The 22961-nt window shown below is 49.8% G+C and carries 20 protein-coding genes and 1 other annotated feature (1 of these 21 cut by a window edge); all 20 genes read left to right on the top strand.

The annotated features are described in order from the left end of the window. Positions 1-111: a sequence feature (ribosomal protein L10 leader region), on the top strand (it extends 52 nt beyond the left edge of the window). Positions 112-168: 57 nt separating this feature from the next. The 20 genes from rplJ (at position 169) to rplB (ending at position 22917) form a co-directional block, all read left to right on the top strand. Beyond that, complete coding sequence (rplJ, locus tag D3P09_RS26885; RefSeq protein ID WP_120114508.1) at positions 169-672, top strand: 50S ribosomal protein L10; 504 nt, start codon at positions 169-171, stop codon at positions 670-672. 91 nt (positions 673-763) lie between these two features. Then, positions 764-1126 (top strand): 50S ribosomal protein L7/L12, encoded by a 363-nt coding sequence (gene rplL, locus D3P09_RS26880; RefSeq protein ID WP_120114507.1) that lies wholly within the window; start codon positions 764-766, stop codon positions 1124-1126. Between the two features lie 152 nt (positions 1127-1278). After that, positions 1279-1875: a class I SAM-dependent methyltransferase gene (locus tag D3P09_RS26875; protein WP_120114506.1), complete on the top strand. Its 597-nt coding sequence runs from the start codon at positions 1279-1281 to the stop codon at positions 1873-1875. Between the two features lie 345 nt (positions 1876-2220). Next, on the top strand, positions 2221-5766 hold the full coding sequence (gene rpoB / locus D3P09_RS26870; protein ID WP_120114505.1) for a DNA-directed RNA polymerase subunit beta: 3546 nt from the start codon (positions 2221-2223) through the stop codon (positions 5764-5766). Positions 5767-5863: 97 nt separating this feature from the next. Then, on the top strand, positions 5864-9490 hold the full coding sequence (gene rpoC, locus D3P09_RS26865) for a DNA-directed RNA polymerase subunit beta' (RefSeq protein WP_120114504.1): 3627 nt from the start codon (positions 5864-5866) through the stop codon (positions 9488-9490). 242 nt (positions 9491-9732) lie between these two features. After that, positions 9733-9939 carry a hypothetical protein gene (locus D3P09_RS26860; RefSeq protein WP_120114503.1) on the top strand — a complete coding sequence of 69 codons (207 nt, stop codon included), beginning with the start codon at positions 9733-9735 and terminating at the stop codon, positions 9937-9939. A 90-nt stretch (positions 9940-10029) separates the two neighbouring features. Then, a complete protein-coding gene (locus D3P09_RS26855) occupies positions 10030-11127 on the top strand; it encodes a hypothetical protein (protein ID WP_120114502.1) in 1098 nt (365 codons plus the stop codon). Between the two features lie 313 nt (positions 11128-11440). Further along, complete coding sequence (locus D3P09_RS26845) at positions 11441-11965, top strand: SRPBCC family protein (RefSeq protein WP_120114500.1); 525 nt, start codon at positions 11441-11443, stop codon at positions 11963-11965. 219 nt (positions 11966-12184) lie between these two features. Beyond that, positions 12185-12604: a 30S ribosomal protein S12 gene (rpsL, locus tag D3P09_RS26840; RefSeq protein ID WP_120114499.1), complete on the top strand. Its 420-nt coding sequence runs from the start codon at positions 12185-12187 to the stop codon at positions 12602-12604. A gap of 66 nt (positions 12605-12670) precedes the next feature. Then, a complete protein-coding gene (gene rpsG, locus D3P09_RS26835) occupies positions 12671-13141 on the top strand; it encodes a 30S ribosomal protein S7 (protein WP_116050258.1) in 471 nt (156 codons plus the stop codon). Between the two features lie 29 nt (positions 13142-13170). Further along, entirely contained in the window at positions 13171-15249 is a 2079-nt protein-coding gene (gene fusA, locus D3P09_RS26830) for an elongation factor G (protein ID WP_120114498.1), read from the top strand. Between the two features lie 120 nt (positions 15250-15369). Next, the gene (tuf, locus tag D3P09_RS26825) at positions 15370-16560 is read left to right on the top strand and encodes an elongation factor Tu (protein ID WP_120114497.1); all 1191 of its coding nucleotides are present in this window, start codon (positions 15370-15372) and stop codon (positions 16558-16560) included. Positions 16561-16856: 296 nt separating this feature from the next. Further along, a complete protein-coding gene (locus D3P09_RS26820) occupies positions 16857-17867 on the top strand; it encodes an ABC transporter substrate-binding protein (RefSeq protein WP_120114496.1) in 1011 nt (336 codons plus the stop codon). Positions 17868-17972: 105 nt separating this feature from the next. Then, the gene (locus tag D3P09_RS26815; RefSeq protein ID WP_120114495.1) at positions 17973-18884 is read left to right on the top strand and encodes an ABC transporter permease; all 912 of its coding nucleotides are present in this window, start codon (positions 17973-17975) and stop codon (positions 18882-18884) included. Beyond that, positions 18884-19678, top strand: a complete 795-nt coding sequence (locus D3P09_RS26810) for an ABC transporter ATP-binding protein (RefSeq protein ID WP_120114494.1) — start codon at positions 18884-18886, stop codon at positions 19676-19678. The genes D3P09_RS26815 and D3P09_RS26810 overlap by 1 nt, the downstream gene beginning before the upstream one ends. A gap of 474 nt (positions 19679-20152) precedes the next feature. Further along, the gene (gene rpsJ, locus D3P09_RS26805; RefSeq protein WP_005544556.1) at positions 20153-20461 is read left to right on the top strand and encodes a 30S ribosomal protein S10; all 309 of its coding nucleotides are present in this window, start codon (positions 20153-20155) and stop codon (positions 20459-20461) included. A 39-nt stretch (positions 20462-20500) separates the two neighbouring features. Further along, positions 20501-21124 carry a 50S ribosomal protein L3 gene (gene rplC / locus D3P09_RS26800; protein ID WP_120114493.1) on the top strand — a complete coding sequence of 208 codons (624 nt, stop codon included), beginning with the start codon at positions 20501-20503 and terminating at the stop codon, positions 21122-21124. A 28-nt stretch (positions 21125-21152) separates the two neighbouring features. Further along, the gene (gene rplD, locus D3P09_RS26795; RefSeq protein WP_120114492.1) at positions 21153-21776 is read left to right on the top strand and encodes a 50S ribosomal protein L4; all 624 of its coding nucleotides are present in this window, start codon (positions 21153-21155) and stop codon (positions 21774-21776) included. After that, positions 21776-22069, top strand: coding sequence for a 50S ribosomal protein L23 (gene rplW / locus D3P09_RS26790; protein WP_087570311.1), 294 nt, complete (start codon positions 21776-21778; stop codon positions 22067-22069). Before rplD ends, rplW begins: the two co-directional genes overlap by 1 nt. Positions 22070-22086: 17 nt before the next feature. Next, positions 22087-22917: a 50S ribosomal protein L2 gene (gene rplB / locus D3P09_RS26785; protein ID WP_120114491.1), complete on the top strand. Its 831-nt coding sequence runs from the start codon at positions 22087-22089 to the stop codon at positions 22915-22917. The last annotated feature ends 44 nt before the right edge of the window (positions 22918-22961 follow it).

Genomic DNA, 22961 nt, shown 5'->3' with positions numbered 1-22961 from the left:
CTACCGAGGTGTTATGATAAAACGTTATGGGATGCAGCCGGCTTTAGCCGGCTTGCAATCAACGACATCATGGCCTTCGCATCGTCTGCGAAGGCCTTTCTCATGCACCAGTGGAAAGGGATATCCGTCGCAATCACGGGATGTATAATATTACGGGAGGTGTACAGTTTGGCTAACGCAAAGATCATCCAAGAGAAACAAGAAGCGGTTAATGTGATCCAGTCGAAGTTGACTTCGAGCTCCAGCACGGTTATTGCCGACTATCGCGGATTGAACGTTGCGCAAGTTACTGAACTTCGTAAGCAGCTCCGCGAGGCGGGCGTTGATTTCCAAGTTCTGAAAAACTCGCTCGTTCGCCGCGCTACTGAAGGTACAGAATTGACGGCGCTTAACGATATTCTGACAGGTCCTACAGCTATTGCTTTCAGCGGCGACGACGCTGTTGCTCCAGCTAAAATCCTGAACGACTTCGCTAAGAAGAACGACGCTTTGAAATTGAAAGGCGGCGTTGTTGAAGGCAAAGTCGTTGATAATGAACAAATCAAGGCTCTTGCAGAGCTTCCTTCTCGCGAAGGTTTGCTCTCCATGCTCCTCAGCGTGCTTCAAGCTCCAGTTCGCAACTTCGCCCTTGCGGTTAAAGCGGTTGGAGAGAAACAAGAAGCAGGCGCTTAATAATCACTTTCGTGATGTAACCGAAGACGGACTTGATTCGGCTTCGTAACTTGCAATACCCAAAACTAAACCATTTTCGGAGGTATATACCATGTCTAAAGAGCAAATCTTGGAAGCAATCAAAGGTATGACTGTTCTTGAACTGAACGATCTTGTTAAAGCAATCGAAGAAGAATTCGGCGTAACAGCTGCAGCTCCAGTTGCAGTAGTAGCTGGCGGCGGCGCTGCTGAAGCTGCTGCTCAAACTGAGTTCGACGTTATCTTGACAAGCGCTGGCGCTTCCAAAATCAACGTTATCAAAGTTGTTCGCGAAATCACTGGTCTTGGCCTGAAAGAAGCTAAAGATCTGGTTGACGGCGCTCCTAAGCCAATCAAAGAAAAAGTTGGCGAAGAAGAAGCTAACAGCGTGAAAGCTAAGCTTGAAGAAGCTGGCGCTTCCGTTGAAGTTAAGTAATTTGACTTCACAACATGTCAGCATGGTTGGCTGATTGGCGAATCTTGCTGAGGGACCCCTTAGAACCGCATGGTTTTAAGGGGTTCGTTGTATGTTATAGAGGTTGTTCAACTCGAACTTATAGGGAATTATGTGTAAAAGGAGGCGGAAGGATGTCTGGCCATTATTACTCCAAGACACCAGAGGTGAATCATAACAGGCAGACCCATGCCGATTCGCTTAGAGGAAATCCGATGAAATTCGTCACGGATGCCGGCGTATTCTCCAAGACAGGTGTCGATTACGGGAGCAGAGTGCTAGTTGAGACGATGGAATTGCAAGAAGGGGACCGCGTGCTTGATGTAGGCTGCGGCTATGGTCCTATCGGATTGACCGCTGCGAGGCTGGTCGGCTCCGGACATGTAACGATGATCGATATTAATGAACGAGCCGTTGAGCTGGCCAAGGAAAATGCGAAGCTGAACGGAATCACGAATGCAACGATCCTCCAGAGCGACCTGTTCGAAGCGGTCAAGACCGAACGATTCCAAGTGATTCTGACCAATCCTCCCATTCGGGCGGGCAAAGCGGTCGTTCACCGAATCTTTGAAGAAGGCTATGAGCTGCTGCAAGAAGGCGGTAGCATGTGGGTGGTTATTCAGAAGAAGCAAGGCGCTCCATCTGCTATGGATAAGCTTGAGGCGATATTCGGAGAAGTGGAAGAAGTTACGCGGGACAAGGGCTATTGGATACTGCGAGCGCAAAAATAGCCCAAAAAAGATTTGACTTGACATTTTGAATATGGTAGTATTATAAAATGTCAGCATAAAATTGCTTGAAATCTCTTTAGTCAACTAAAATGTCAAGTGCAAATTTTTAGCGCGGAATGCATACTTTTATGGCATTTGACGTATAATGTTTACATTTTGGGCAAAATTACTTGATATGACACCGTCGCGCCCGCGCTGCGAATGGTAGCTGCCGGAACATGCTCTTTTTTCGAACTATATTCGATAAGGGCTTTTCTTTATTTATCTATATAGGCGGGTGATGCCGCCTAGGGTAACGCAGCAAAGTATCGATGCTGTGAGACAGACATGAGGGGTGAGGTTAAGTTGGCAGGACAACTTGTTCAGTATGGTCGGCGGACGCGGAGAAGCTACGCTCGGATCAACGAGGTGCTGGAAGTCCCGAACCTGATTGAAATCCAACAAAAATCGTACGAGAAGTTCTTGGAGACCGATCTAATCGAGCTGTTCCAAGATATCTCGCCGATTTCGGACTTTACGGGTAATCTATCGCTTGAGTTTATCGATTATAGCTTGGGCGAGCCGAAATATTCGGTGGATGAATCAAAAGAGCGCGACGTGACGTATGCGGCACCGCTGCGCGTGAAGGTTCGTCTGTTCAATAAGGAAACGGGCGAGGTTAAGGAACAAGAAGTGTTCATGGGTGATTTCCCGCTGATGACGGAGACAGGCACGTTTATCATTAACGGCGCCGAGCGCGTTATCGTCAGCCAATTGGTTCGCTCCCCAAGTGTGTACTTCAGCACAAAGGTTGATAAGAACGGGAAGAAAACGTACACGGCAACGGTTATTCCGAACCGTGGCGCTTGGCTGGAGCTGGAGACAGACGCCAAAGACATTATTTACGTTCGTATCGACCGGACCCGGAAGATTCCGGTAACGGTGCTTTTGCGTGCACTAGGCTTCGGCACAGACGCAGAAATTTTGGATTTGCTCGGCCATGACGAGTATATTCGCAACACGCTGGACAAGGATAGCACAGATTCCACGGAGAAAGCGCTGATCGAGATCTACGAGCGCCTTCGTCCGGGCGAGCCTCCTACCTTGGACAATGCGAAGAGCCTCTTGGTCGCGCGTTTCTTTGACCCGAAACGATATGACCTGGCCAATGTCGGCCGTTACAAAATAAACAAGAAGCTGCATATCAAGAACCGTCTGTTCAATCAGCGTCTTGCCGAGAATCTGGTTGATCCGTCCACGGGCGAGATCATTGCGGAATCCGGCCAGATGATTGACCGTCGTCTTCTGGATGAAATTCTCGAGAAGCTTGAGACGGATGTAGGCTTCAAGACTTACCATGTAGCTAATGGCGTGCTGGATGCTGATAGTATTCCACTACAAGCGATCAGTGTATTCTCGCCTCTGGACGATAACAAAGTGATTAAGGTCATTGCCAACGGCATCATTGACAAATCCGTCAAGCATATTACGCCTGCGGATATCATTTCGTCCATCAACTATTTCATCAACTTGCTGCACGGCGTTGGCAGCACGGACGATATTGACCACTTGGGCAACCGTCGTCTGCGCTCTGTCGGCGAATTGCTGCAGAACCAGTTCCGTATCGGTCTATCCCGTATGGAGCGCGTTGTACGCGAGCGGATGTCCATTCAGGACGCGAATGCGATCACGCCACAGGCGCTGATCAACATTCGTCCGGTTATCGCGTCGATCAAAGAGTTCTTCGGTTCTTCCCAGCTGTCCCAGTTCATGGATCAGACGAACCCGCTTGCAGAGCTTACGCACAAGCGCCGTCTATCCGCACTCGGACCTGGCGGTCTGACGCGTGAGCGCGCGGGCTTCGAAGTTCGTGACGTCCATCACTCTCACTATGGCCGTATGTGTCCAATTGAGACGCCAGAGGGACCGAACATCGGTCTGATCAACTCCTTGTCCACGTTCGCCCGCATTAACGAATATGGCTTCATTGAGGCGCCATACCGTTGGGTCGATCCGAAGACAGGTGTTGTAACCGAGCAGATTGCTTATCTGACGGCTGATGAAGAGGACAACTACGTAATCGCGCAAGCGAATGCGGAGCTGACGGAGGAGAACAAGTTCGCCGAAGCTCAGACCATTGTCCGTTATAATAAACAGGCAGACAACATCCTAACCATGCCAAGCGACCGTGTTGACTACATGGACGTATCGCCTAAGCAGGTCGTATCGGTTGCGACAGCGCTCATTCCGTTCCTTGAGAATGATGACTCCAACCGCGCCCTGATGGGATCGAACATGCAGCGGCAGGCTGTTCCGCTTCTTATTCCGAAAGCGCCGTTCGTCGGCACAGGAATGGAACATAAGGCAGCTAAGGATTCCGGCGTATGTATCGTCTCCAAGTATGACGGCGTTATTGAACGCGCGTCAGCGAACGAGATCTGGCTGCGCCGCGTTGAGACGATCGACGGCAAGCAAGTAACCGGCGACCTGATCAAGCACAAGCTGCACAAATTCATGCGTTCCAACCAAGGAACATGCATTAACCAACGTCCGCTTGTCCGCAAGGGCGATGTCATCAAGAAAGGCGACATCATGGCAGACGGTCCATCCACAGAGATGGGCGAATTGGCACTCGGACGCAACGTCGTCGTAGCCTTCATGACTTGGGAAGGTTACAACTACGAGGATGCCATCTTGCTTAGCGAGAAGCTCGTGAAGGAAGACGTCTATACTTCCATTCACATTGAAGAATATGAGTCCGAAGCCCGCGATACAAAGCTGGGACCTGAGGAAATTACTCGCGATATCCCGAACGTGGGCGAAGAAGCGCTCCGCAATCTCGACGAGCGCGGCATTATCCGCGTCGGCGCCGAGATCAGCGCAGGCGATATCCTCGTCGGCAAAGTAACGCCTAAGGGCGTTACAGAGCTTACGGCTGAAGAGAGATTGCTTCATGCGATCTTCGGCGAGAAGGCTCGCGAGGTTCGCGATACGTCGCTGCGCGTACCGCATGGTACGGACGGCATCGTCGTAGACGTGAAGGTATTCACGCGCGAGAACGGCGACGAGCTGCCTCCAGGCGTGAATCAATTGGTTCGTGCTTATATCGCTCAGAAACGTAAAATCTCCGAAGGCGATAAAATGGCCGGACGTCACGGCAACAAGGGTGTCATCGCCCGCATTATGCCGGAAGAAGATATGCCGTTCCTGCCGGACGGAACGCCTGTTGAAGTCGTTCTGAACCCGCTGGGCGTACCTTCCCGGATGAACATCGGCCAGGCACTCGAAGTTCACCTTGGCATGGCGTGCAAGCACCTGGGTCTCCATGCTGCAACTCCAGTATTCGACGGCGCTCGCGAGAACGACGTATTCGATACGATGGAAGAAGCCGGCATGCAGCGCAATGGTAAAACGGTCCTGTATGACGGACGCACAGGCGAGTCCTTCGAACGCGAAGTAACGGTCGGCGTCATGTACATGATCAAGCTGGCGCACATGGTCGACGACAAAATCCATGCCCGCTCGACGGGTCCATACTCGCTCGTTACGCAGCAGCCACTCGGCGGTAAAGCCCAGTTCGGCGGACAGCGCTTCGGTGAGATGGAGGTTTGGGCGCTTGAGGCCTATGGCGCAGCCTACACGCTCCAAGAGATTCTTACAGTCAAATCCGACGACGTGGTCGGCCGCGTGAAGACGTACGAATCGATCGTGAAGGGCGAGAACGTACCGGAGCCAGGCGTTCCTGAGTCGTTCAAAGTATTGATCAAAGAGCTTCAAAGCTTGGGCATGGACGTGAAGATCCTGACCGAGAATGAAGAAGAGATCGAGATGAAAGAAATCGACGATGACGATGAGGCAACTGGCGATAAGCTCAACCTCAACCTAGAAGGCGCAGAAGCAGGCGTTGAATAACACGATGACTGAGCTTCAATCGGGAACCGCTGCGGTTCGCGATTGAAGTTCAGCTTCTGATAAGACACAGTCATACATGACGAAGGAGGGTTGCTCCTTGTTGGACGTGAACAACTTCGAGTATATGAAAATTGGTCTGGCTTCGCCGGATAAAATTCGCTCGTGGTCCCGCGGAGAAGTCAAGAAGCCGGAAACCATTAACTACAGAACGCTTAAGCCCGAGAAGGAAGGTCTCTTCTGCGAGAAGATTTTTGGACCGACCAAGGATTGGGAATGTCATTGCGGTAAGTACAAGCGCGTACGCTACAAAGGCGTAGTCTGCGATCGTTGCGGTGTTGAAGTCACTCGCGCGAAAGTGCGCCGCGAACGTATGGGCCACATCGAGCTTGCAGCTCCTGTATCCCATATCTGGTACTTCAAAGGCATCCCGAGCCGTATGGGTCTTGCGCTGGATATGTCCCCTCGTTCCCTTGAGGAGATCATCTATTTCGCATCTTATGTTGTAACTGACCCAGGCGATACGCCGCTGGAGAAAAAACAGCTCCTGTCCGAGAAGGAATACCGCAGCTACCGTGAGAAATACGGCTACGGCTTCCAAGCAGGCATGGGCGCTGAAGCTGTAAAGAAGCTTCTTCAAGACATCGACGTCGAGCGCGAGCTTGAGACGCTGAAGGAAGAGCTTCGTACGGCACAAGGCCAACGCCGCAACCGTGCGATCAAGCGCCTTGAAGTGATTGAGGCGTTCCGCAACTCCGGCAATGCGCCTGAGTGGATGATTCTTGACGTGCTGCCGGTTATCCCGCCGGAGCTTCGTCCAATGGTACAGCTGGACGGCGGCCGCTTCGCGACTTCCGACCTGAACGATCTGTACCGCCGTGTAATCAACCGTAACAACCGTCTGAAACGCCTGCTTGATCTGGGCGCTCCGGATATTATCGTACAGAACGAGAAACGTATGCTTCAGGAAGCGGTAGACGCCCTGATCGACAACGGCCGCCGCGGCCGTCCGGTTACAGGACCAGGCAACCGTCCGCTGAAATCCCTCAGCCACATGCTGAAGGGTAAGCAAGGCCGTTTCCGTCAGAACTTGCTCGGTAAACGCGTCGACTACTCCGGTCGTTCCGTTATCGTCGTAGGTCCTAACCTGAAAATGTTCCAATGCGGCCTTCCGAAGGAAATGGCGCTGGAGCTGTTCAAGCCTTTCGTCATGAAAGAGCTGGTGAACAAAGGTCTTGCCCATAATATCAAGAGCGCAAAACGCAAAGTAGAGCGCGTAAGCCCTGAAGTTTGGGACGTTCTTGAAGAAGTAATCAAGGAGCATCCGGTTCTGCTTAACCGTGCCCCTACGCTTCACAGACTGGGTATCCAGGCATTCGAGCCGATTCTGGTCGAAGGCCGCGCCATCAAGCTTCACCCGCTCGTATGTACGGCTTACAACGCCGACTTCGACGGTGACCAGATGGCCGTTCACGTTCCGCTGTCCGCGGAAGCGCAAGCGGAAGCTCGCCTTCTCATGCTGGCATCCGGCAACATCCTGAACCCGAAAGACGGCAAGCCGGTTGTTACGCCTTCCCAGGATATGGTTCTCGGCAGCTACTATCTGACGATGGACAATATCGAAGCCAAAGGCACAGGCTCCGTATTCGCAACAGTGAACGAAGCGATCTCCGCTTACCAACGTGGTATCGTATCCCTGCACGCGCGTATCTTCATTCCGGTGAAGGTCCTGAAGAAAACGAACTTCACAGAGCAACAGCAAGCTTCCTTGCTTGTTACGACTGTGGGCAAAGTCATCTTCAACGAAATCTTCCCAGAAGATTTCCCTTACATCAATGAAGCGACGAAGGTCAACTTGCTGCAAGGCACTCCTGATAAGTACTTCGTGTACGAAAAAGGCGCCGACCTGCAGAAGTTCATCGACGACCTGGCTACGCCAGGCGCGGTAGGCAAAGATTATCTTGGCCAAATTATCGCGGAGTGCTTCCGCCAATACCATACAACGCTGACTGCGGTTATTCTCGACCGTATCAAGCAGCTTGGTTTCACGTATTCCACCAAAGCGGGTATTACGATCGGCGTAGCCGACGTTATTATTCCGAAGGAAAAAGCGGAAATCATGAAAGCTTCCGACGAGAAGGTTGCTACCGTTATGAATCAGTACCGCCGCGGTCTGATTACGAACGAAGAGCGTTATGACCGTATCATCGGAATTTGGAGCAAATGTAAGGACGAGATTACAGAGGTCCTCATGAAATCGATGGATCGCTACAACAACATCATGCTCATGGTTGACTCCAAAGCGCGGGGTAACAAATCCCAGATTACGCAGCTTGGCGGCATGCGCGGTCTGATGGCGAATCCATCCGGCCGTATCATCGAGTTGCCAATCAAATCGAACTTCCGTGAAGGCCTGACGGTCCTCGAGTACTTTATCTCGACGCACGGTGCGCGTAAAGGTCTTGCCGATACAGCGCTTCGTACAGCGGACTCCGGTTACCTGACTCGCCGTCTTGTAGACGTTGCGCAGGACGTAATCGTCCGTGAAGACGATTGCGGCACCGACAAAGGCTTCTCCGTCAGCAAGATCCAGGACGGCAAAGAGGTTATCGAGGATCTGTATGACCGTATCGAAGGCCGCTATGCATTCGAGACGATTCGTCATCCGCAAACGGGTGAAGTTATCGTCAACCGCAGCGAACTGATCGATTCTAACAAAGCGGATGCGATCATTGAAGCTGGCGTAGAGCGTCTGCAAATCCGTTCCGTATTGAGCTGCCGTGCTCGTCATGGCGTATGTAAGATCTGTTACGGCCGCAACTTGGCGACTGGCAAGCACGTAGAGATCGGCGAAGCGGTAGGCATTATCGCGGCGCAATCGATCGGCGAGCCGGGTACACAGCTGACAATGCGTACGTTCCATACAGGCGGCGTTGCCGGCGACGATATCACGCAAGGTCTTCCGCGTATTCAGGAGCTCTTCGAGGCTCGTAATCCGAAAGGCCAAGCGATCATCTCCGAGCTTGACGGCGTCATCAAAGAAATCCGCGAAGCGAAAGACCGTCGCGAGATCGAGGTACAAGGCGAAGCCGAGTCCAAGGTCTATGCGGTCACTTACGGCTCGCGTATCCGCGTAGCGGAAGGCCAGCACATCGAAGCAGGCGACGAGCTGACAGACGGCTCGATCGATCCGAAGGATATGCTTCGCATCAAAGGCATCCGCGGCGTACAGAACTACATCCTGCAAGAGGTACAGCGCGTATACCGTAACCAAGGCGTTGAGATCAACGATAAGCACGTCGAGGTTATGATCAAGCAAATGCTGCGCAAAATCCGCATCGTCGATGCCGGCGATACGACTCTGCTGCCAGGCGCATTCGTAGACATTCATGAATACGAATCCGCTAACCGCGAAGCGATCTTCGCAGGCAAAGAGCCAGCGGTTGCGAAGCCGGTATTGCTCGGTATTACGAAAGCGTCCCTCGAGACGGATTCCTTCTTGTCCGCAGCATCCTTCCAGGAGACAACTCGTGTCCTGACGGACGCAGCGATCAAAGGCAAGGTCGACCAACTCCTCGGTCTGAAGGAGAATGTTATCATCGGCAAGCTGATCCCGGCTGGTACGGGCATGCAGCGCTACCGCAACATTCGCTTCGCAGGCCTCGAAGAGGAAGCAGTCGAAGGCGCCGAGCTGGATGAAGCTGCTGAAGCATTGGCAGTAGAGTAAGCGAATATCGCCTAGCCAGGCGATTCTATAGAGCGACACATGGATCTCGCACATCATGCGGGTGTTCATGTGTCGCTTTTCTTTTTATCAGGAAACATGAAGGAGGGCAGAGGAATATGCTAATGATGATCCATATTTTTCAAACGGGTGTATTGAAGGGGCAACTTTGAAGCTGAACATAGCGTTCTATTGTATAGAGCATGCTGACAGCTTCTTGATTAAGACTAAGGGAGCTGAATCCAATGAAGACCATCTCATTGAAACTGCTTGTTCTGATCATGCTGATTGTGCTGGCGGTCATCTCCATATGGCTGGAGAGAAAGGATGATGAGCGTGCGGTCAGCGAGATGTTAGGCGAACCTGCTGCCACATTGGCCAATCCGGCAGGAACGGAGGAGCTTTGGCAAGAAGCGTTAGCCGCAGGCTTTGCCGATCTAGATCATCTTTGAATGGCAAACGTGTGAAGACAGCATGTTTAAAGTCTGCGTAATTGGTGTAAGGATATAAAGCGCATTTTTGCAAGGAGGAGCAGAGGAGCGATGAAATTAAGATACAGACAGTTCTATGTCATTCTATTTACAATAGCCGCATTTCTCCTGTTAGCCTCATTGCTATGGGAAAGAAAAGGAATTGAAGAGGTTATTGCCGAGCATGAGCTGGATATGGCTGAGTACACGAATTATGACAAATTGTATGCGCTTGCGGAGAGTGAAGAGCAGAAGACCGAGCTTAACTTTTTGAAGGCAAACGATATATACGGTTCCGGCGTATGGCTGCGCCAAGGTCTTATTATTGTTGGAGAGCTTCCATCCGATCAGAGACGGGTTACGTTAGAGGAAGTCAAGGATAAGCTCACAACGTATGTCGACGATGTAACGCTTATGAAGCAGCTTAATCAAATAGCAGGTGCTCCGGACTGGCTTGGCGGAGGCGAGGTCGGCAGGGTCTATTATGTCTTGAATGATGAAGGGACGGAGACCATTCATTTCTCCTACGGTGTCATCTCTTACGTTTATCAGGACAGCAACGGAGCAGAACAAGTGGAGCTGCTGCATAAGCCTGACCAATATGAGCCGAAGACATATGAGATCATACTGAATACGCCGGACTATGGCATTACGACTGATTTGGCCGAAATGGCGAAGAAAGCGGAGCTGATTGTCGAGGGTCGATATGAGAACAAGCTGGGGACGACTCAAAGAACAAGCAATTTATATTCCGATGAATATATTTTTATTGTGGATAACGTTCTGTATGGCGATGTTAATGAAACCAAGATTTCAATATCGGTCCCAAGCTATGAGCTCCATGTAAGGCCTCATGATGATCGCTATTATGAAGTGAGAGCGGCTGGCCCTTATTTTGAAAAGATTGAATATGGAAAGTCTTATATGCTCTTTCTAAGGTCGCAAGCCGGGTTTGACGATTACATTCAAGCAAGCCTGCCGTTCCAAATCTCGTTTGATGAAGGGGATATCGCAACTTTGGACTTTTTGAGGACGGATAGTGAGGAAGTTAAAATTGCGCCGAACGGCGATAAGCTTGTCTTTAAACGGGATGCGCTGGGGATTGAGTCGTCAGATCGTATCAGCGGAATGTCCCGCGGACAAATTATAGAGAAGATACAGGCACGATGAGCAGCTCAGCGGATCCCTCCGGCATGAGGGGTATTACTAGGGAGGCATGGTTAGCATAAATGAACGGCATGTCCAAGAGACACTGGAGACTCGGCCCCATGTTGAGCAGAATGAAAGATATCAAGACTCCCATCTTACATCTATCCAGCAGATAGAAGGCGGAGGGACAATAAAAAGAGTGAATATGAACGACATACCGCTGCCGCTTCGGATTTTTGGATATACGGTAAAAATAATATTTATATTATTGGTTGCGGGGGTCATTATTGTTAGTTTGAAGTAAACAGCATGCTTTAGCGACGGGGAGAAGCATATGGCAGCCAAATACAAGAGGAATGATATAGACAAGACCAGGAAGCCCGAGCCGCATCCGTTCAATTTTGTACTGAAGGTTTATAAGCACTTCCATCATATTGAGGATACAGCTGACAAGTTTCAGATGGATTATGAAGGTACGGCTTTGGAGCTGGAGAGTGTAGGCCAGGACGAAATCGCTATTCGATGGGGTGGAGGAGAAGTGTTCGCCCGTACATTCCTTCCTTTGCCGGACAAGCTGTTGGCCCAGAATAAGGAGTATTTTGACGAAAGCATAACTCTATCGAACTATAGCAAGGTTGCAGTAATAGAGAAAGCGCATATAGAGAGGCGCGCGGATCAAGAAGGTTTGCTGGCTGCGTTAAAGCTATTGTTAAGCTATTATCATGGTCTTCTCATCCGGGTTGATCTGCATGCAGTGATCGAAGGTATCGACAGTAATCATCTGGCTTATCGTCAAAACGATGCGGAAGCAGACGGAATCCGTTATGCTGTGTACGTGGAACCTGGCGCAATGATGTAGAAAGGCATGAAACTTTTGTAAACTGTACATAGAGACAAAAAATGCCCATTTTAGCGCTTGACATGCATATGTGCAAAATGATAATATATCGAAGTGTGCCTGACGACTAGGCTTATGCAATTCTCATGTTCAATTATGAACCGCCTGGCTCTGTGGGCTTAAATGATGGGTGAAATGTCTACCATAATAAAGACATGAATAAAGGGAGGGGGTGGCAACATGCCAACAATTAACCAGCTCGTTCGTAAAGGACGTCAAGCGAAAGTCGTTAAATCGAAATCGCCAGCCTTGCAAAAAGGCTTTAACGCTCTGAAACGTGAAGCAACTGACATCAGCGCGCCTCAAAAACGCGGTGTGTGCACTCGTGTAGGTACTATGACTCCAAAGAAACCGAACTCCGCGCTTCGTAAATATGCGCGTGTGCGTCTGACTAACCGTGTCGAGGTTACAGCGTACATTCCAGGTATCGGTCATAACCTTCAAGAGCACAGCGTGGTTCTGATCCGCGGCGGTCGTGTAAAAGACCTTCCGGGTGTTCGTTACCATATCGTGCGCGGCGCATTGGATACAGCAGGTGTTAACAACCGTAACCAATCCCGTTCGAAATACGGCACTAAGCGTCCTAAAGTTAAGAAATAAGTATAACCCTACCTTGTTAATAACAAGCTAGAACAAGTTACTATTAGAAGAAAGGGGGACTTTCTCATGCCACGCAAAGGTCCTGTAACGAAACGTGATGTGCTTCCGGATCCGGTTTACAATAGCAAACTGGTTACCCGCCTAATCAACCGTATTATGATCGACGGTAAGAGAGGCACTGCACAAACTCTGTTATATGATGCATTCAAACTGATCCAAGAACGCTCGGGAAAAGATCCAATGGAAGTGTTCGAAGCAGCTTTGAAAAACATTATGCCGGTTCTTGAGGTTAAAGCTCGCCGTGTAGGCGGTTCTAACTACCAAGTACCTATCGAAGTTAAGCCTGAGCGCCGTACGGCTCTTGGTCTTCGTTGGCTCGTGAACTACTCGCGTAACCGCGGCGAGAAAACGATGACAGAGCGTTTGGCTGCTGAAATTCTGGATGCTTCCAACAACACTGGCGCATCCGTTAAGAAGCGTGAAGACACGCACAAAATGGCAGAAGCGAACAAAGCATTCGCTCACTACCGCTGGTAGGATGACCATAAACGAGAGGAGACAATATCATGTCAAGAGAGTTCTCCTTGGAAAATACGCGTAATATCGGGATTATGGCGCATATTGACGCTGGTAAAACCACAACTACTGAACGGATCTTGTTCTTTACAGGCCGTACCCACAAAATCGGCGAGGTGCACGAAGGTGCAGCTACGATGGACTGGATGGAGCAGGAACAAGAGCGCGGCATCACGATTACGTCTGCCGCTACAACCGCTCAATGGAAGGGTAACCGCATTAATATCATCGATACCCCAGGACACGTTGACTTCACAGTAGAAGTTGAACGTTCCCTACGCGTATTGGACGGGGCCGTTGGTGTTTTCAGTGCGAAAGAAGGCGTTGAGCCGCAGTCTGAGACTGTATGGCGTCAAGCTGACCGTTACGGCGTTCCTCGGATCGCTTACGTTAACAAAATGGACATCATCGGCGCAGACTACCTGAATGTTGTTAAAGACATGCGTGAGCGTCTGCAAGCCAATGCTGTTGCGATTCAGCTTCCTATTGGCGCTGAGTCCGATTTTGTAGGCGTAATCGATATCATCGAGCGCGTTTCCTACACGTACAAAGACGATCTCGGCAAAGATCCAATCAAAGGCGAGATTCCTGCTGAGTACGCAGATCAAGTCGAAGAGCTTCGTCTTGAACTGGTAGAGAAAGTTGCTGAGCTGGACGAAGATTTGATGATGAAGTATCTGGAAGGCGAAGAAATCACGATTCCAGAACTGAAAGCAGTACTTCGCAAAGGTGTTTGCGATGTTAAAATCTTCCCAGTTGTTGCAGGTTCCTCTTACCGTAACAAAGGCGTTCAATTGGTATTGGATGCAGTAGTAGACTACCTGCCTGCACCGGTTGACGTACCAGCTATCAAAGGTACGCTTGAAGACGGTGAAGAAGCAGTTCGTCCATCTTCTGACTCCGAGCCGTTCTCGGCTCTGGCATTCAAAATCATGACGGACCCTTACGTTGGTCGTCTGACGTTCTTCCGTGTATACTCGGGTATCCTGAAATCCGGTTCGTACGTTCTTAATGCAACTAAGAACAAACGCGAGCGGATTGGCCGGATTCTGCAGATGCACGCGAACAGCCGTCAAGAGATCTCCGAAGTATACTCGGGCGATATTGCAGCTGCAGTAGGCCTGAAGGATACTACAACTGGCGATACACTGTGCGACGAGAAGAACCCGATCGTTCTCGAATCGATGAACTTCCCTGAGCCGGTTATCCAAATCGCAATTGAGCCTAAGACGAAAGCAGACCAAGACAAACTTGGCGTTGCAATCTCCAAGCTCGCTGAGGAAGACCCTACATTCCGCGCTTACACGGACGAAGAAACGAACCAAACGATCATCGCAGGTATGGGTGAGCTTCACCTTGAGATCCTCGTTGACCGTATGCTTCGCGAATTCAAAGTTGAGACGAATGTTGGTAAACCTCAGGTTGCTTACCGTGAGACTTTCCGCGCTGCGGCTAAAGTCGAAGGTAAATTCGTTCGTCAGTCCGGCGGTAAAGGTCAGTTCGGTCATTGTTGGGTTGAGTTCGAACCACAAGAGGCTGGAACAGGCTTTACCTTCGAAAGCAAAATCGTGGGCGGATCGATTCCTCGTGAATTTATCGCTCCGATCCAGGCTGGTATCGAAGAGTCGATGAAGAACGGCGTTATCGCTGGCTTCCCGCTTGTTGATATCAAAGCGACTGTTGTCGATGGTTCCTACCATGACGTCGACTCCTCGGAGATGGCGTTTAAGATCGCAGGTTCCCTGGCGCTTAAAGCTGCGAAAGACAAGTGTAAACCAGTCCTTCTTGAGCCAATCATGAAGGTTGAAGTTACAGTTCCTGAAGAGTACATGGGCGACGTAATGGGCATGCTGAACTCCCGCCGCGGTCGCATCGAGGGTATGGATTCCCGCGCAGGCGCGCAAATTATCCGTGCTAAGGTGCCTCTCTCCGAGATGTTCGGTTACTCCACTACACTTCGTTCCGGTACACAAGGACGCGGCGTATTCTCGATGGAACTCTCCCACTACGAAGAAGTTCCTAAGTCGATCGCCGAGGAGATCATCTCCAAGCATAAAGGCGGAGAATAATTTTATTCCGAGTCTAATTGCAACAAATGTTTGTAATCGGCCGTCATCAGGTATGCTTGCACTCTAGGTGCCGGCCCCAACATATAAAATATCAAGTTATATTGAGGAGGATTCAGTTCAATGGCTAAGGCAAAATTTGAACGTACAAAACCGCATGTTAACATCGGTACAATCGGTCACGTTGACCATGGCAAAACAACTCTGACAGCTGCGATCACTACTGTACTGTCCAAAAAATACGGCGGCGCGGCTATCGCTTTCGACCAAATCGATAAAGCTCCAGAAGAGCGCGAGCGCGGTATCACAATCTCCACAGCACACGTTGAGTATGAGACTCCTAACCGTCACTACGCTCACGTTGACTGCCCAGGTCACGCCGACTATGTTAAAAACATGATCACTGGCGCGGCACAAATGGACGGAGCAATCCTGGTTGTATCCGCTTCTGACGGCCCAATGCCACAAACGCGCGAGCACATCCTGCTCTCCCGCCAAGTAGGCGTTCCTTACATCGTTGTATTCTTGAACAAATGCGACATGGTTGAAGACGAAGAGCTTCTTGAACTGGTTGAGATGGAAGTTCGCGACCTTCTTTCCGAGTACGAGTTCCCAGGCGACGACACTCCAATCATCCGTGGCGCTGCTCGTGAAGCACTGCAAAACCCAGATGGTCCTTGGGCTGACAAAATCGTTGAGCTGTTCGAGCAAGTTGACACTTACATCCCAACTCCAGAGCGCGACACGGCTAAGCCTTTCCTTATGCCTGTCGAGGACGTATTCACAATCACAGGCCGTGGTACAGTTGCTACAGGTCGCGTAGAGCGTGGCGTTATCAAAGTTGGCGACGAGATCGAAATCATCGGTCTTCAAGAAGAAACTCGCAAATCCGTTGTTACGGGCGTTGAGATGTTCCGTAAATTGCTTGACTCCGCTCAAGCAGGCGACAACGTTGGCGCACTTCTTCGCGGTGTAGACCGTAAAGACATTGAGCGTGGTCAAGTATTGGCTAAGCCAGGTTCCGTTAAGCCACACACGAACTTCACAGCTCAAATCTACGTTCTGACTAAAGAAGAGGGTGGCCGTCATAAGCCTTTCTTCACTGGCTACCGTCCACAATTCTATTTCCGTACAACTGACGTAACAGGTATCATCAACCTGCCAGAAGGTACTGAAATGGTTATGCCTGGCGACAACATCACAGTTACTGTAGAACTGATCGCTCCAATCGCGGTTGAAGAAGGCACTCGCTTCTCCATCCGTGAAGGCGGCCGTACTGTAGGCGCTGGCGCTGTAGCTACAATCCAAAAATAATGCCATGCAGCGCAAGCTGCATCGCGTGAACTGCCCCGAGCTGAGCTCGGGGCAGTTTTTTATTGTGTTCTCATTTAATAATAGCTATTTCCTTAATATTAGGATTGACGCGGTGAAAATGCACCTTTAATATATGTATATAAATTAAAGAAGTCGTCCGAATTTAACGACTTTACCACCAGTTATATCCATACACTTTATTGGATTACAGCCACATTGCAACAATGTATTAATGCGGCAATTGTTCTTATCGGCAATGAAGAAGTGGATGATAATGAGAGAGGGGTCATTTAGGAATGAAGAAGAAGTTTTGGCTTGGATTGGGATTGGCGTCCCTAATGGCAGTAACTGCCGCGTGCGGCAGTAATGGCGGGGGCAAAACAGAGGGCGGCAACACGGAAGGCAAGGAATATACGGTTGCAATCTCGCAGATTGTTGAGCATCCATCGCTTGACGCAACACGCGAAGGCTTCTTGAAAGCGCTTGAAGATGCTGGATTGAAGGTGAAGGTGGATTATAACAATGCTCAAGCGGATCAAAATAACATTAAATCCATTTCACAAAAAATCGCAACAAGCAAAGCTGATCTTGCTCTAGGGATCGCTACGGATACGAGCATTGGCTTGATTGAGGAAGTGAAGGATATTCCAGTGCTATTCGCAGCTGTAACAGATCCGCTGGACTCCAAGCTCGTGCCTCAATTGAAAGCGCCAGGCGGTAATGTTACGGGAGCTTCCGATACAAATCCGGATGCAATCGTTCAATTGATGGATTTCATCGCGAAAGAAATGCCGAATGTGAAGAAAGTCGGCGTTGTTATTAATGAAGGTGAATCCAACGCAGTCGTTATGAGCAATATCGCGCAAGAAGCGCTTGCCAAGCACAATATTGAGCTGGTGAAAGCGCCTGTTGTGAATAGCTCTGATGTCCAACAAGCGGCACAATCTCTGGTTGGCCGTGTGGATGCGGTATACGTTACGCTGGATAACACTGTAGTTGAAGGCGTTGAATCGATTATCGATGTTGTGAACAAAAATAAAATCCCATTCTTCTCTGCAGACCGCGATACGGTCGAGAAGGGGGCTTTTGCAACAGTTGGATTCAAATATTTTGATCACGGCTATGAAGTAGGCCAGATGGCTGTTGAAATTTTGAAAGACGGCAAGAAGCCAGGCGATATGGACGTAAGATCGCCTGAAAAGCTGGATTTCATTCTTAATCTGAGTGCAGCTGCTGAACAAGGCATTACGGTCACAGATGCAATGAAAGCCTACGTTAAAGATCCGGAAAATAATATCATCGAGTAATCTGGTTTAGCATTTATAATGATTTGATAACTGACAGATGGGGTGATCGGTTTTCTGATTCACCCCATTGTTATTTTCGACACGAGAAAGGAGGGTGCACTTACAATGCTGGTATCATTGGTAGGAGCAGTAGAGCTTGGCCTCTTGTATGCGCTTATGGCATTGGGTGTATACATTACATTTCGTATCTTGGATTTCCCTGACCTGACGGTAGACGGGAGCTTCACGACCGGAGCGGCGATTGGAACTGTGATGACGATTGCGGGTTCTCCGCCTTGGCTTGCCGTCATCTTTGCATTTTTCGGAGGAGCGGTAGCCGGCACCTTGACAGGATTGCTTCATACGAAAGGGAAAGTAAACGGATTATTGTCCGGTATTATTATGATGATCGCCCTGTATTCCATCAATTTGCGCATTCTGGGCAAACCTAACGTTCCGCTTAGAGGCGAGGCGAACATATTTGACGGTGCTTCAGTCCTTACTATCGGTTTGATTCTCGCTGTAGTTGCAAAAATAGGCTTGGATCTATTCTTCAAAACCAACTTGGGCTTGAGCTTGCGGGCGACTGGCGACAACAGCCGGATGATCCGCAGCTTTGGCGCCAACACTGACGGTACCATTATTATGGGCGTAGCATTGTCCAACGCTTTGGTTGCTTGTTCGGGAGCATTAATTGCACATTCGCAGAATGCAGCCAACAACTCGATGGGCATTGGTATGATCGTAATCGGTTTGGCATCTGTTATTATCGGGGAAGCAATCTTCGGGGCCAAGACGATTTTCCGTGCAACATTAGCTGTTGTGCTCGGAGCTATTATCTATCGGGTGATTTACGCTCTTGCGCTTCGTGTGGAATGGCTTGATGCGCAAGACATGAAGCTGATTACAGCGGTTATTATCGTTGGGGCTCTAGTTATCCCGACTATCCGCCGAGCCATTAAGTCGAAGTCTATTGCCAAGAAACGGACAGAGGAAGTGTTGTCTTCGATGGGGCAGACAAGCGGAGGTGGCAGCTAATGCTGAAGATCGAAGGCGTGTCCAAATTGTTTAATCCGGGGACGGTCGATGAGAAAATTGCGCTGCTGAATGCGAATCTGCACATGAAGCAGGGCGACTTTGTCACGGTAATCGGAAGCAACGGCGCGGGTAAATCGACGCTCATGAACATCATTTCAGGCGTAATGAAGCCCGATGCGGGGAATATTTATATAGAAGGAACAGAAGTCAGCCAGCTGTCTGAATACAGCCGTAGCAAATGGATAGGACGCGTATTCCAAGATCCGATGGCGGGAACGGCTCCGCGCATGACGATCGAAGAAAACTTGGCTATTGCCTACAAGCGCGGCAAGCCCCGCGGGTTCTCCTTTGGAGTCAATAGCAAAAACCGCAAGGTGTTCCGCGAAGAGCTGAGCCGTCTAGGCATTGGCCTGGAGAACCGTATGACTGCCAAGGTGGGCTTGCTCTCCGGGGGAGAACGGCAAGCGCTGAGTTTGCTGATGGCAACCTTCACGAGACCTCAGATTCTGCTATTAGACGAGCATACAGCGGCGCTTGACCCTGCTCGTGCGGAGCTTGTTACCACGTTGACCGAGAATATCGTACGCGAGTTGAATCTGACTACGCTCATGGTCACGCATAATATGGAGCAGGCGATCAGGCTAGGCAATCGTCTCATCATGATGGACAAGGGCAAGATCATTCTTCAAGTAGACGAAGCGCAGAAGCAAGGTCTCACGGTCGAGCGTCTTCTCGGCGAGTTCGAGCGGATCAGCGGCAAGAAGATGGCCGATGACAGGGTGGTACTTGGTTAGAAAGCAGCGGCAGATGCCGCTGCTTTTTTTGTTTCTATTTATATAGAAGAAACAGAAAACGGGAAGAGCCAACCCGTTCGATTGGCACAAACCCAAGATAAGGCGATGATGCGGTGCGAGCTGCAGAGGGGAGTCCATCTATTCAACCATCTCCAGTCGAATATCTCGCTGCTATATCATGCAGTAAAACATCCCACCCCTCCAATGAGCCTCTTTCATCCTGCTCTTCATGATTTCCGCTGCCTGAAAAGCCAATAATAGCGCGCTTTCCCGTCCATGCAACAATTATTCAGAAAGCAGGAAGTTTTAGTTGCAAATGCCCGCCCAATCCGATATAATATTGACTGTTGGTCTGACGTTGCGTTGATGTGAGAGGTTGCCGACACACCCGGCTCCTTTGCCATGGAGCTTGTGGCGGGTTTTCTCACGGAGTATGTCCGATTAAAAAATTGGGCGAAAGAAGGAGGGACTTATATGGCAAAGCAAAAGATTCGTATCCGCTTGAAAGCATACGATCACAGAATTCTTGACCAATCCGCAGAGAAAATCGTGGAAACTGCAAAACGTTCCGGTGCAGGCGTATCCGGGCCGATTCCGTTGCCAACGGAAAAGCAAATCATCACTATTCTCCGTGCGGTGCACAAGTACAAGGATTCCCGTGAGCAATTCGAAATGCGCACACACAAGCGCTTGATCGATATTGTGAATCCTACGCCGCAAACGGTTGATGCGTTGATGCGTCTGGATCTGCCATCCGGTGTAGATATCGAAATCAAACTGTAAACCGTATATACGATCATAGAGAGGAAATGAGGTGTCAACATGAAAGGTATCTTAGGGAAAAAACTTGGAATGACTCAAGTATTTACTCCTGAAGGCAACGTAATTCCAGTTACGGTTATCGAAGCTGGTCCTAACGTGGTTCTTCAGAAGAAGAACGTAGAAACCGACGGCTACGAAGCTGTTCAACTTGGTTTCTCCGATAAGAAAGAGAAGAGATCGAACAAGCCAGAGATCGGCCACGCTAAGAAAGCTGGATCGACTCCTAAGCGCTACGTTCGTGAAATTCGCGGGATTAACCTTGGTGAGTATGAAGTTGGCCAGGAAGTGAAAGCTGACTTGTTCGCAGAGGGCGAATTTGTTGACGTAACAGGTATTTCGAAAGGTAAAGGCTTTGCCGGCGTTATCAAACGTTGGGGACAAAGCACTGGACCAATGTCTCACGGCTCCCGCTATCACCGCGGACCAGGCTCCATGGGTTCCATTCAAGCGAACCGCGTACCAAAAGGCAAACGCCTTCCAGGTCACATGGGCAGCGAGACAATCACCATTCAAAAACTCGAAGTTATCCGTGTAGACGCAGAACGCAACGTGATTCTGGTCAAAGGTTCCGTACCGGGTCCTAAAAACGGCTTCGTTAAAGTAAAACAAACAGTTAAGAACTAATCGCTCTTGAAGAAAGGAGGAACACGAAATGCCTAAAGTAACAGTATTTAATGTGAGCGGTTCGCAAGTAGGCGAGCTTGAACTGGCAGATAGCGTATTCGGTATCGAGCCTAACACTCATGTTATGCATAGCGCTGTCGTTCTGCAGCAAGCTGCAGAGCGTCAAGGAACGCACAAAACGAAAGGTCGCTCCGAAGTACGCGGCGGCGGTCGTAAGCCTTGGAAACAAAAAGGCACTGGCCGTGCGCGTCAAGGTAGCATTCGCTCCCCGCAATGGGTTGGCGGCGGTACTGTATTCGGTCCTACGCCACGCACTTACGGATTCAAATTGCCTAAGAAGGTTCGCCGTCTGGCTATCAAATCCGCATTGTCTTCCAAAGTGATCGCTGAGAACATCATCGTTCTGGATCAACTGACATTCGCGGCTCCTAAGACGAAAGAATTCGCAGGCATCCTGAACAACCTGAAAGTTGACCGCAAGGCACTGGTTGTTACGGCTAACTACGAAGATAATGTAGCATTGTCCGCTCGCAACATCCCTGGCGTGAAGTTCGTCGCTGCTGACGGCATCAATGTTCGCGATGTGCTTGTATACGACAAGCTGATTATCACTAAAGAAGCAGTAGAGAAAGTACAGGAGGTGCTTGCGTAATGAAAAATCCTCGCGATATTATCAAGCGCCCGGTTATTACGGAACGTACGAGCGATTACATGGCTGCCAAACGTTATGTGTTTGAAGTAGACCTTCGCGCGAACAAAACCGAAATCAAACAAGCTATTGAACAAATCTTTAACGTAAAAGTAACCGGCGTGAACACAATGCGTGTTGCAGGTAAACCAAAACGTTATGGCAGACATAGCGGTTACAGACCTGACTGGAAAAAAGCAATCGTTCAACTGAGCGATGACAGCAAAGAACTTGAGTTCTTTGAAACGTCTGTTTAGAAAAGGAGGGAATACAAGTGCCAATCAAAAAGTACAAACCGACATCTCCTGCGCGTCGTAACATGTCTGTCTCCACTTTCGAAGAGATTACGACAAGCACACCGGAGAAATCGTTGCTGGCTCCGCTTTTCAAAAAAGCAGGCCGTAACAACCAAGGTAAAATTACGGTTCGCCACCATGGCGGCGGACATAAACGTAAATATCGTATCATTGATTTCAAACGTACAAAGGATGGCGTTGTGGGTAACGTTGCGACGATCGAATACGATCCGAACCGTACTTCCAACATCGCTCTAATCCACTACGTTGACGGCGCGAAAGCTTACATCATCGCACCGAAAGGCCTTAAAGTAGGCGATCAAATCGTCTCTGGACCAGATGCGGACATCAAAATCGGCAACGCTTTGCCGCTTAAGAACATCCCAGTTGGTACAGTTATCCACAACATCGAGTTGAAACCAGGCAAAGGCGGACAATTGGTTCGCGCAGCTGGTACTGAAGCTCAATTGCTGGGTAAAGAAGAGAACTATGTATCGATCCGCTTGAGCTCTGGCGAAGTTCGCCGTATTCTGAGCACTTGCCGTGCAACTATCGGCTCCGTAGGCAACGAAGATCACGAACTCGTGAAAATCGGTAAAGCCGGCCGTTCCCGTTGGCTTGGCAAACGTCCTGAAGTACGCGGCGTCGTAATGAACCCGAACGATCACCCACACGGTGGTGGTGAAGGCCGCGCTCCAATCGGACGCAAGTCGCCATTGTCCCCATGGGGCAAGCCGACTCTGGGCTACAAAACTCGCAAGAAAAAGAAAGCATCGAGCCAATACATTATTCGTCGTCGTACGAAGTAATAGTTGCTTGATACAATCCGCGTGAGAGAGATCTCACGCCAGCG

The organism is Paenibacillus pinisoli (assembly GCF_003605435.1).
GTDB lineage: Bacteria > Bacillota > Bacilli > Paenibacillales > Paenibacillaceae > Pristimantibacillus > Pristimantibacillus pinisoli.
The sequence above is the reverse complement of the archived record's forward strand: the minus strand, read 5'-3'. Positions and strand labels throughout refer to the sequence as shown.

What these genes read in the sequence shown, in the direction of transcription:
- tuf (WP_120114497.1), top strand. Translation starts at nt 15,370, where the DNA reads ATGGCTAAGGCAAAATTTGAACGTACAAAACCGCATGTTAACATCGGT.
- D3P09_RS26845 (WP_120114500.1), top strand. Translation starts at nt 11,441, where the DNA reads ATGGCAGCCAAATACAAGAGGAATGATATAGACAAGACCAGGAAGCCC.
- D3P09_RS26860 (WP_120114503.1), top strand. Translation starts at nt 9,733, where the DNA reads ATGAAGACCATCTCATTGAAACTGCTTGTTCTGATCATGCTGATTGTG.
- fusA (WP_120114498.1), top strand. Translation starts at nt 13,171, where the DNA reads ATGTCAAGAGAGTTCTCCTTGGAAAATACGCGTAATATCGGGATTATG.
- rplD (WP_120114492.1), top strand. Translation starts at nt 21,153, where the DNA reads ATGCCTAAAGTAACAGTATTTAATGTGAGCGGTTCGCAAGTAGGCGAG.
- D3P09_RS26820 (WP_120114496.1), top strand. Translation starts at nt 16,857, where the DNA reads ATGAAGAAGAAGTTTTGGCTTGGATTGGGATTGGCGTCCCTAATGGCA.
- D3P09_RS26810 (WP_120114494.1), top strand. Translation starts at nt 18,884, where the DNA reads ATGCTGAAGATCGAAGGCGTGTCCAAATTGTTTAATCCGGGGACGGTC.
- rpsL (WP_120114499.1), top strand. Translation starts at nt 12,185, where the DNA reads ATGCCAACAATTAACCAGCTCGTTCGTAAAGGACGTCAAGCGAAAGTC.
- rplC (WP_120114493.1), top strand. Translation starts at nt 20,501, where the DNA reads ATGAAAGGTATCTTAGGGAAAAAACTTGGAATGACTCAAGTATTTACT.
- rpsJ (WP_005544556.1), top strand. Translation starts at nt 20,153, where the DNA reads ATGGCAAAGCAAAAGATTCGTATCCGCTTGAAAGCATACGATCACAGA.
- D3P09_RS26855 (WP_120114502.1), top strand. Translation starts at nt 10,030, where the DNA reads ATGAAATTAAGATACAGACAGTTCTATGTCATTCTATTTACAATAGCC.
- rplL (WP_120114507.1), top strand. Translation starts at nt 764, where the DNA reads ATGTCTAAAGAGCAAATCTTGGAAGCAATCAAAGGTATGACTGTTCTT.
- D3P09_RS26875 (WP_120114506.1), top strand. Translation starts at nt 1,279, where the DNA reads ATGTCTGGCCATTATTACTCCAAGACACCAGAGGTGAATCATAACAGG.
- D3P09_RS26815 (WP_120114495.1), top strand. Translation starts at nt 17,973, where the DNA reads ATGCTGGTATCATTGGTAGGAGCAGTAGAGCTTGGCCTCTTGTATGCG.
- rplW (WP_087570311.1), top strand. Translation starts at nt 21,776, where the DNA reads ATGAAAAATCCTCGCGATATTATCAAGCGCCCGGTTATTACGGAACGT.
- rpsG (WP_116050258.1), top strand. Translation starts at nt 12,671, where the DNA reads ATGCCACGCAAAGGTCCTGTAACGAAACGTGATGTGCTTCCGGATCCG.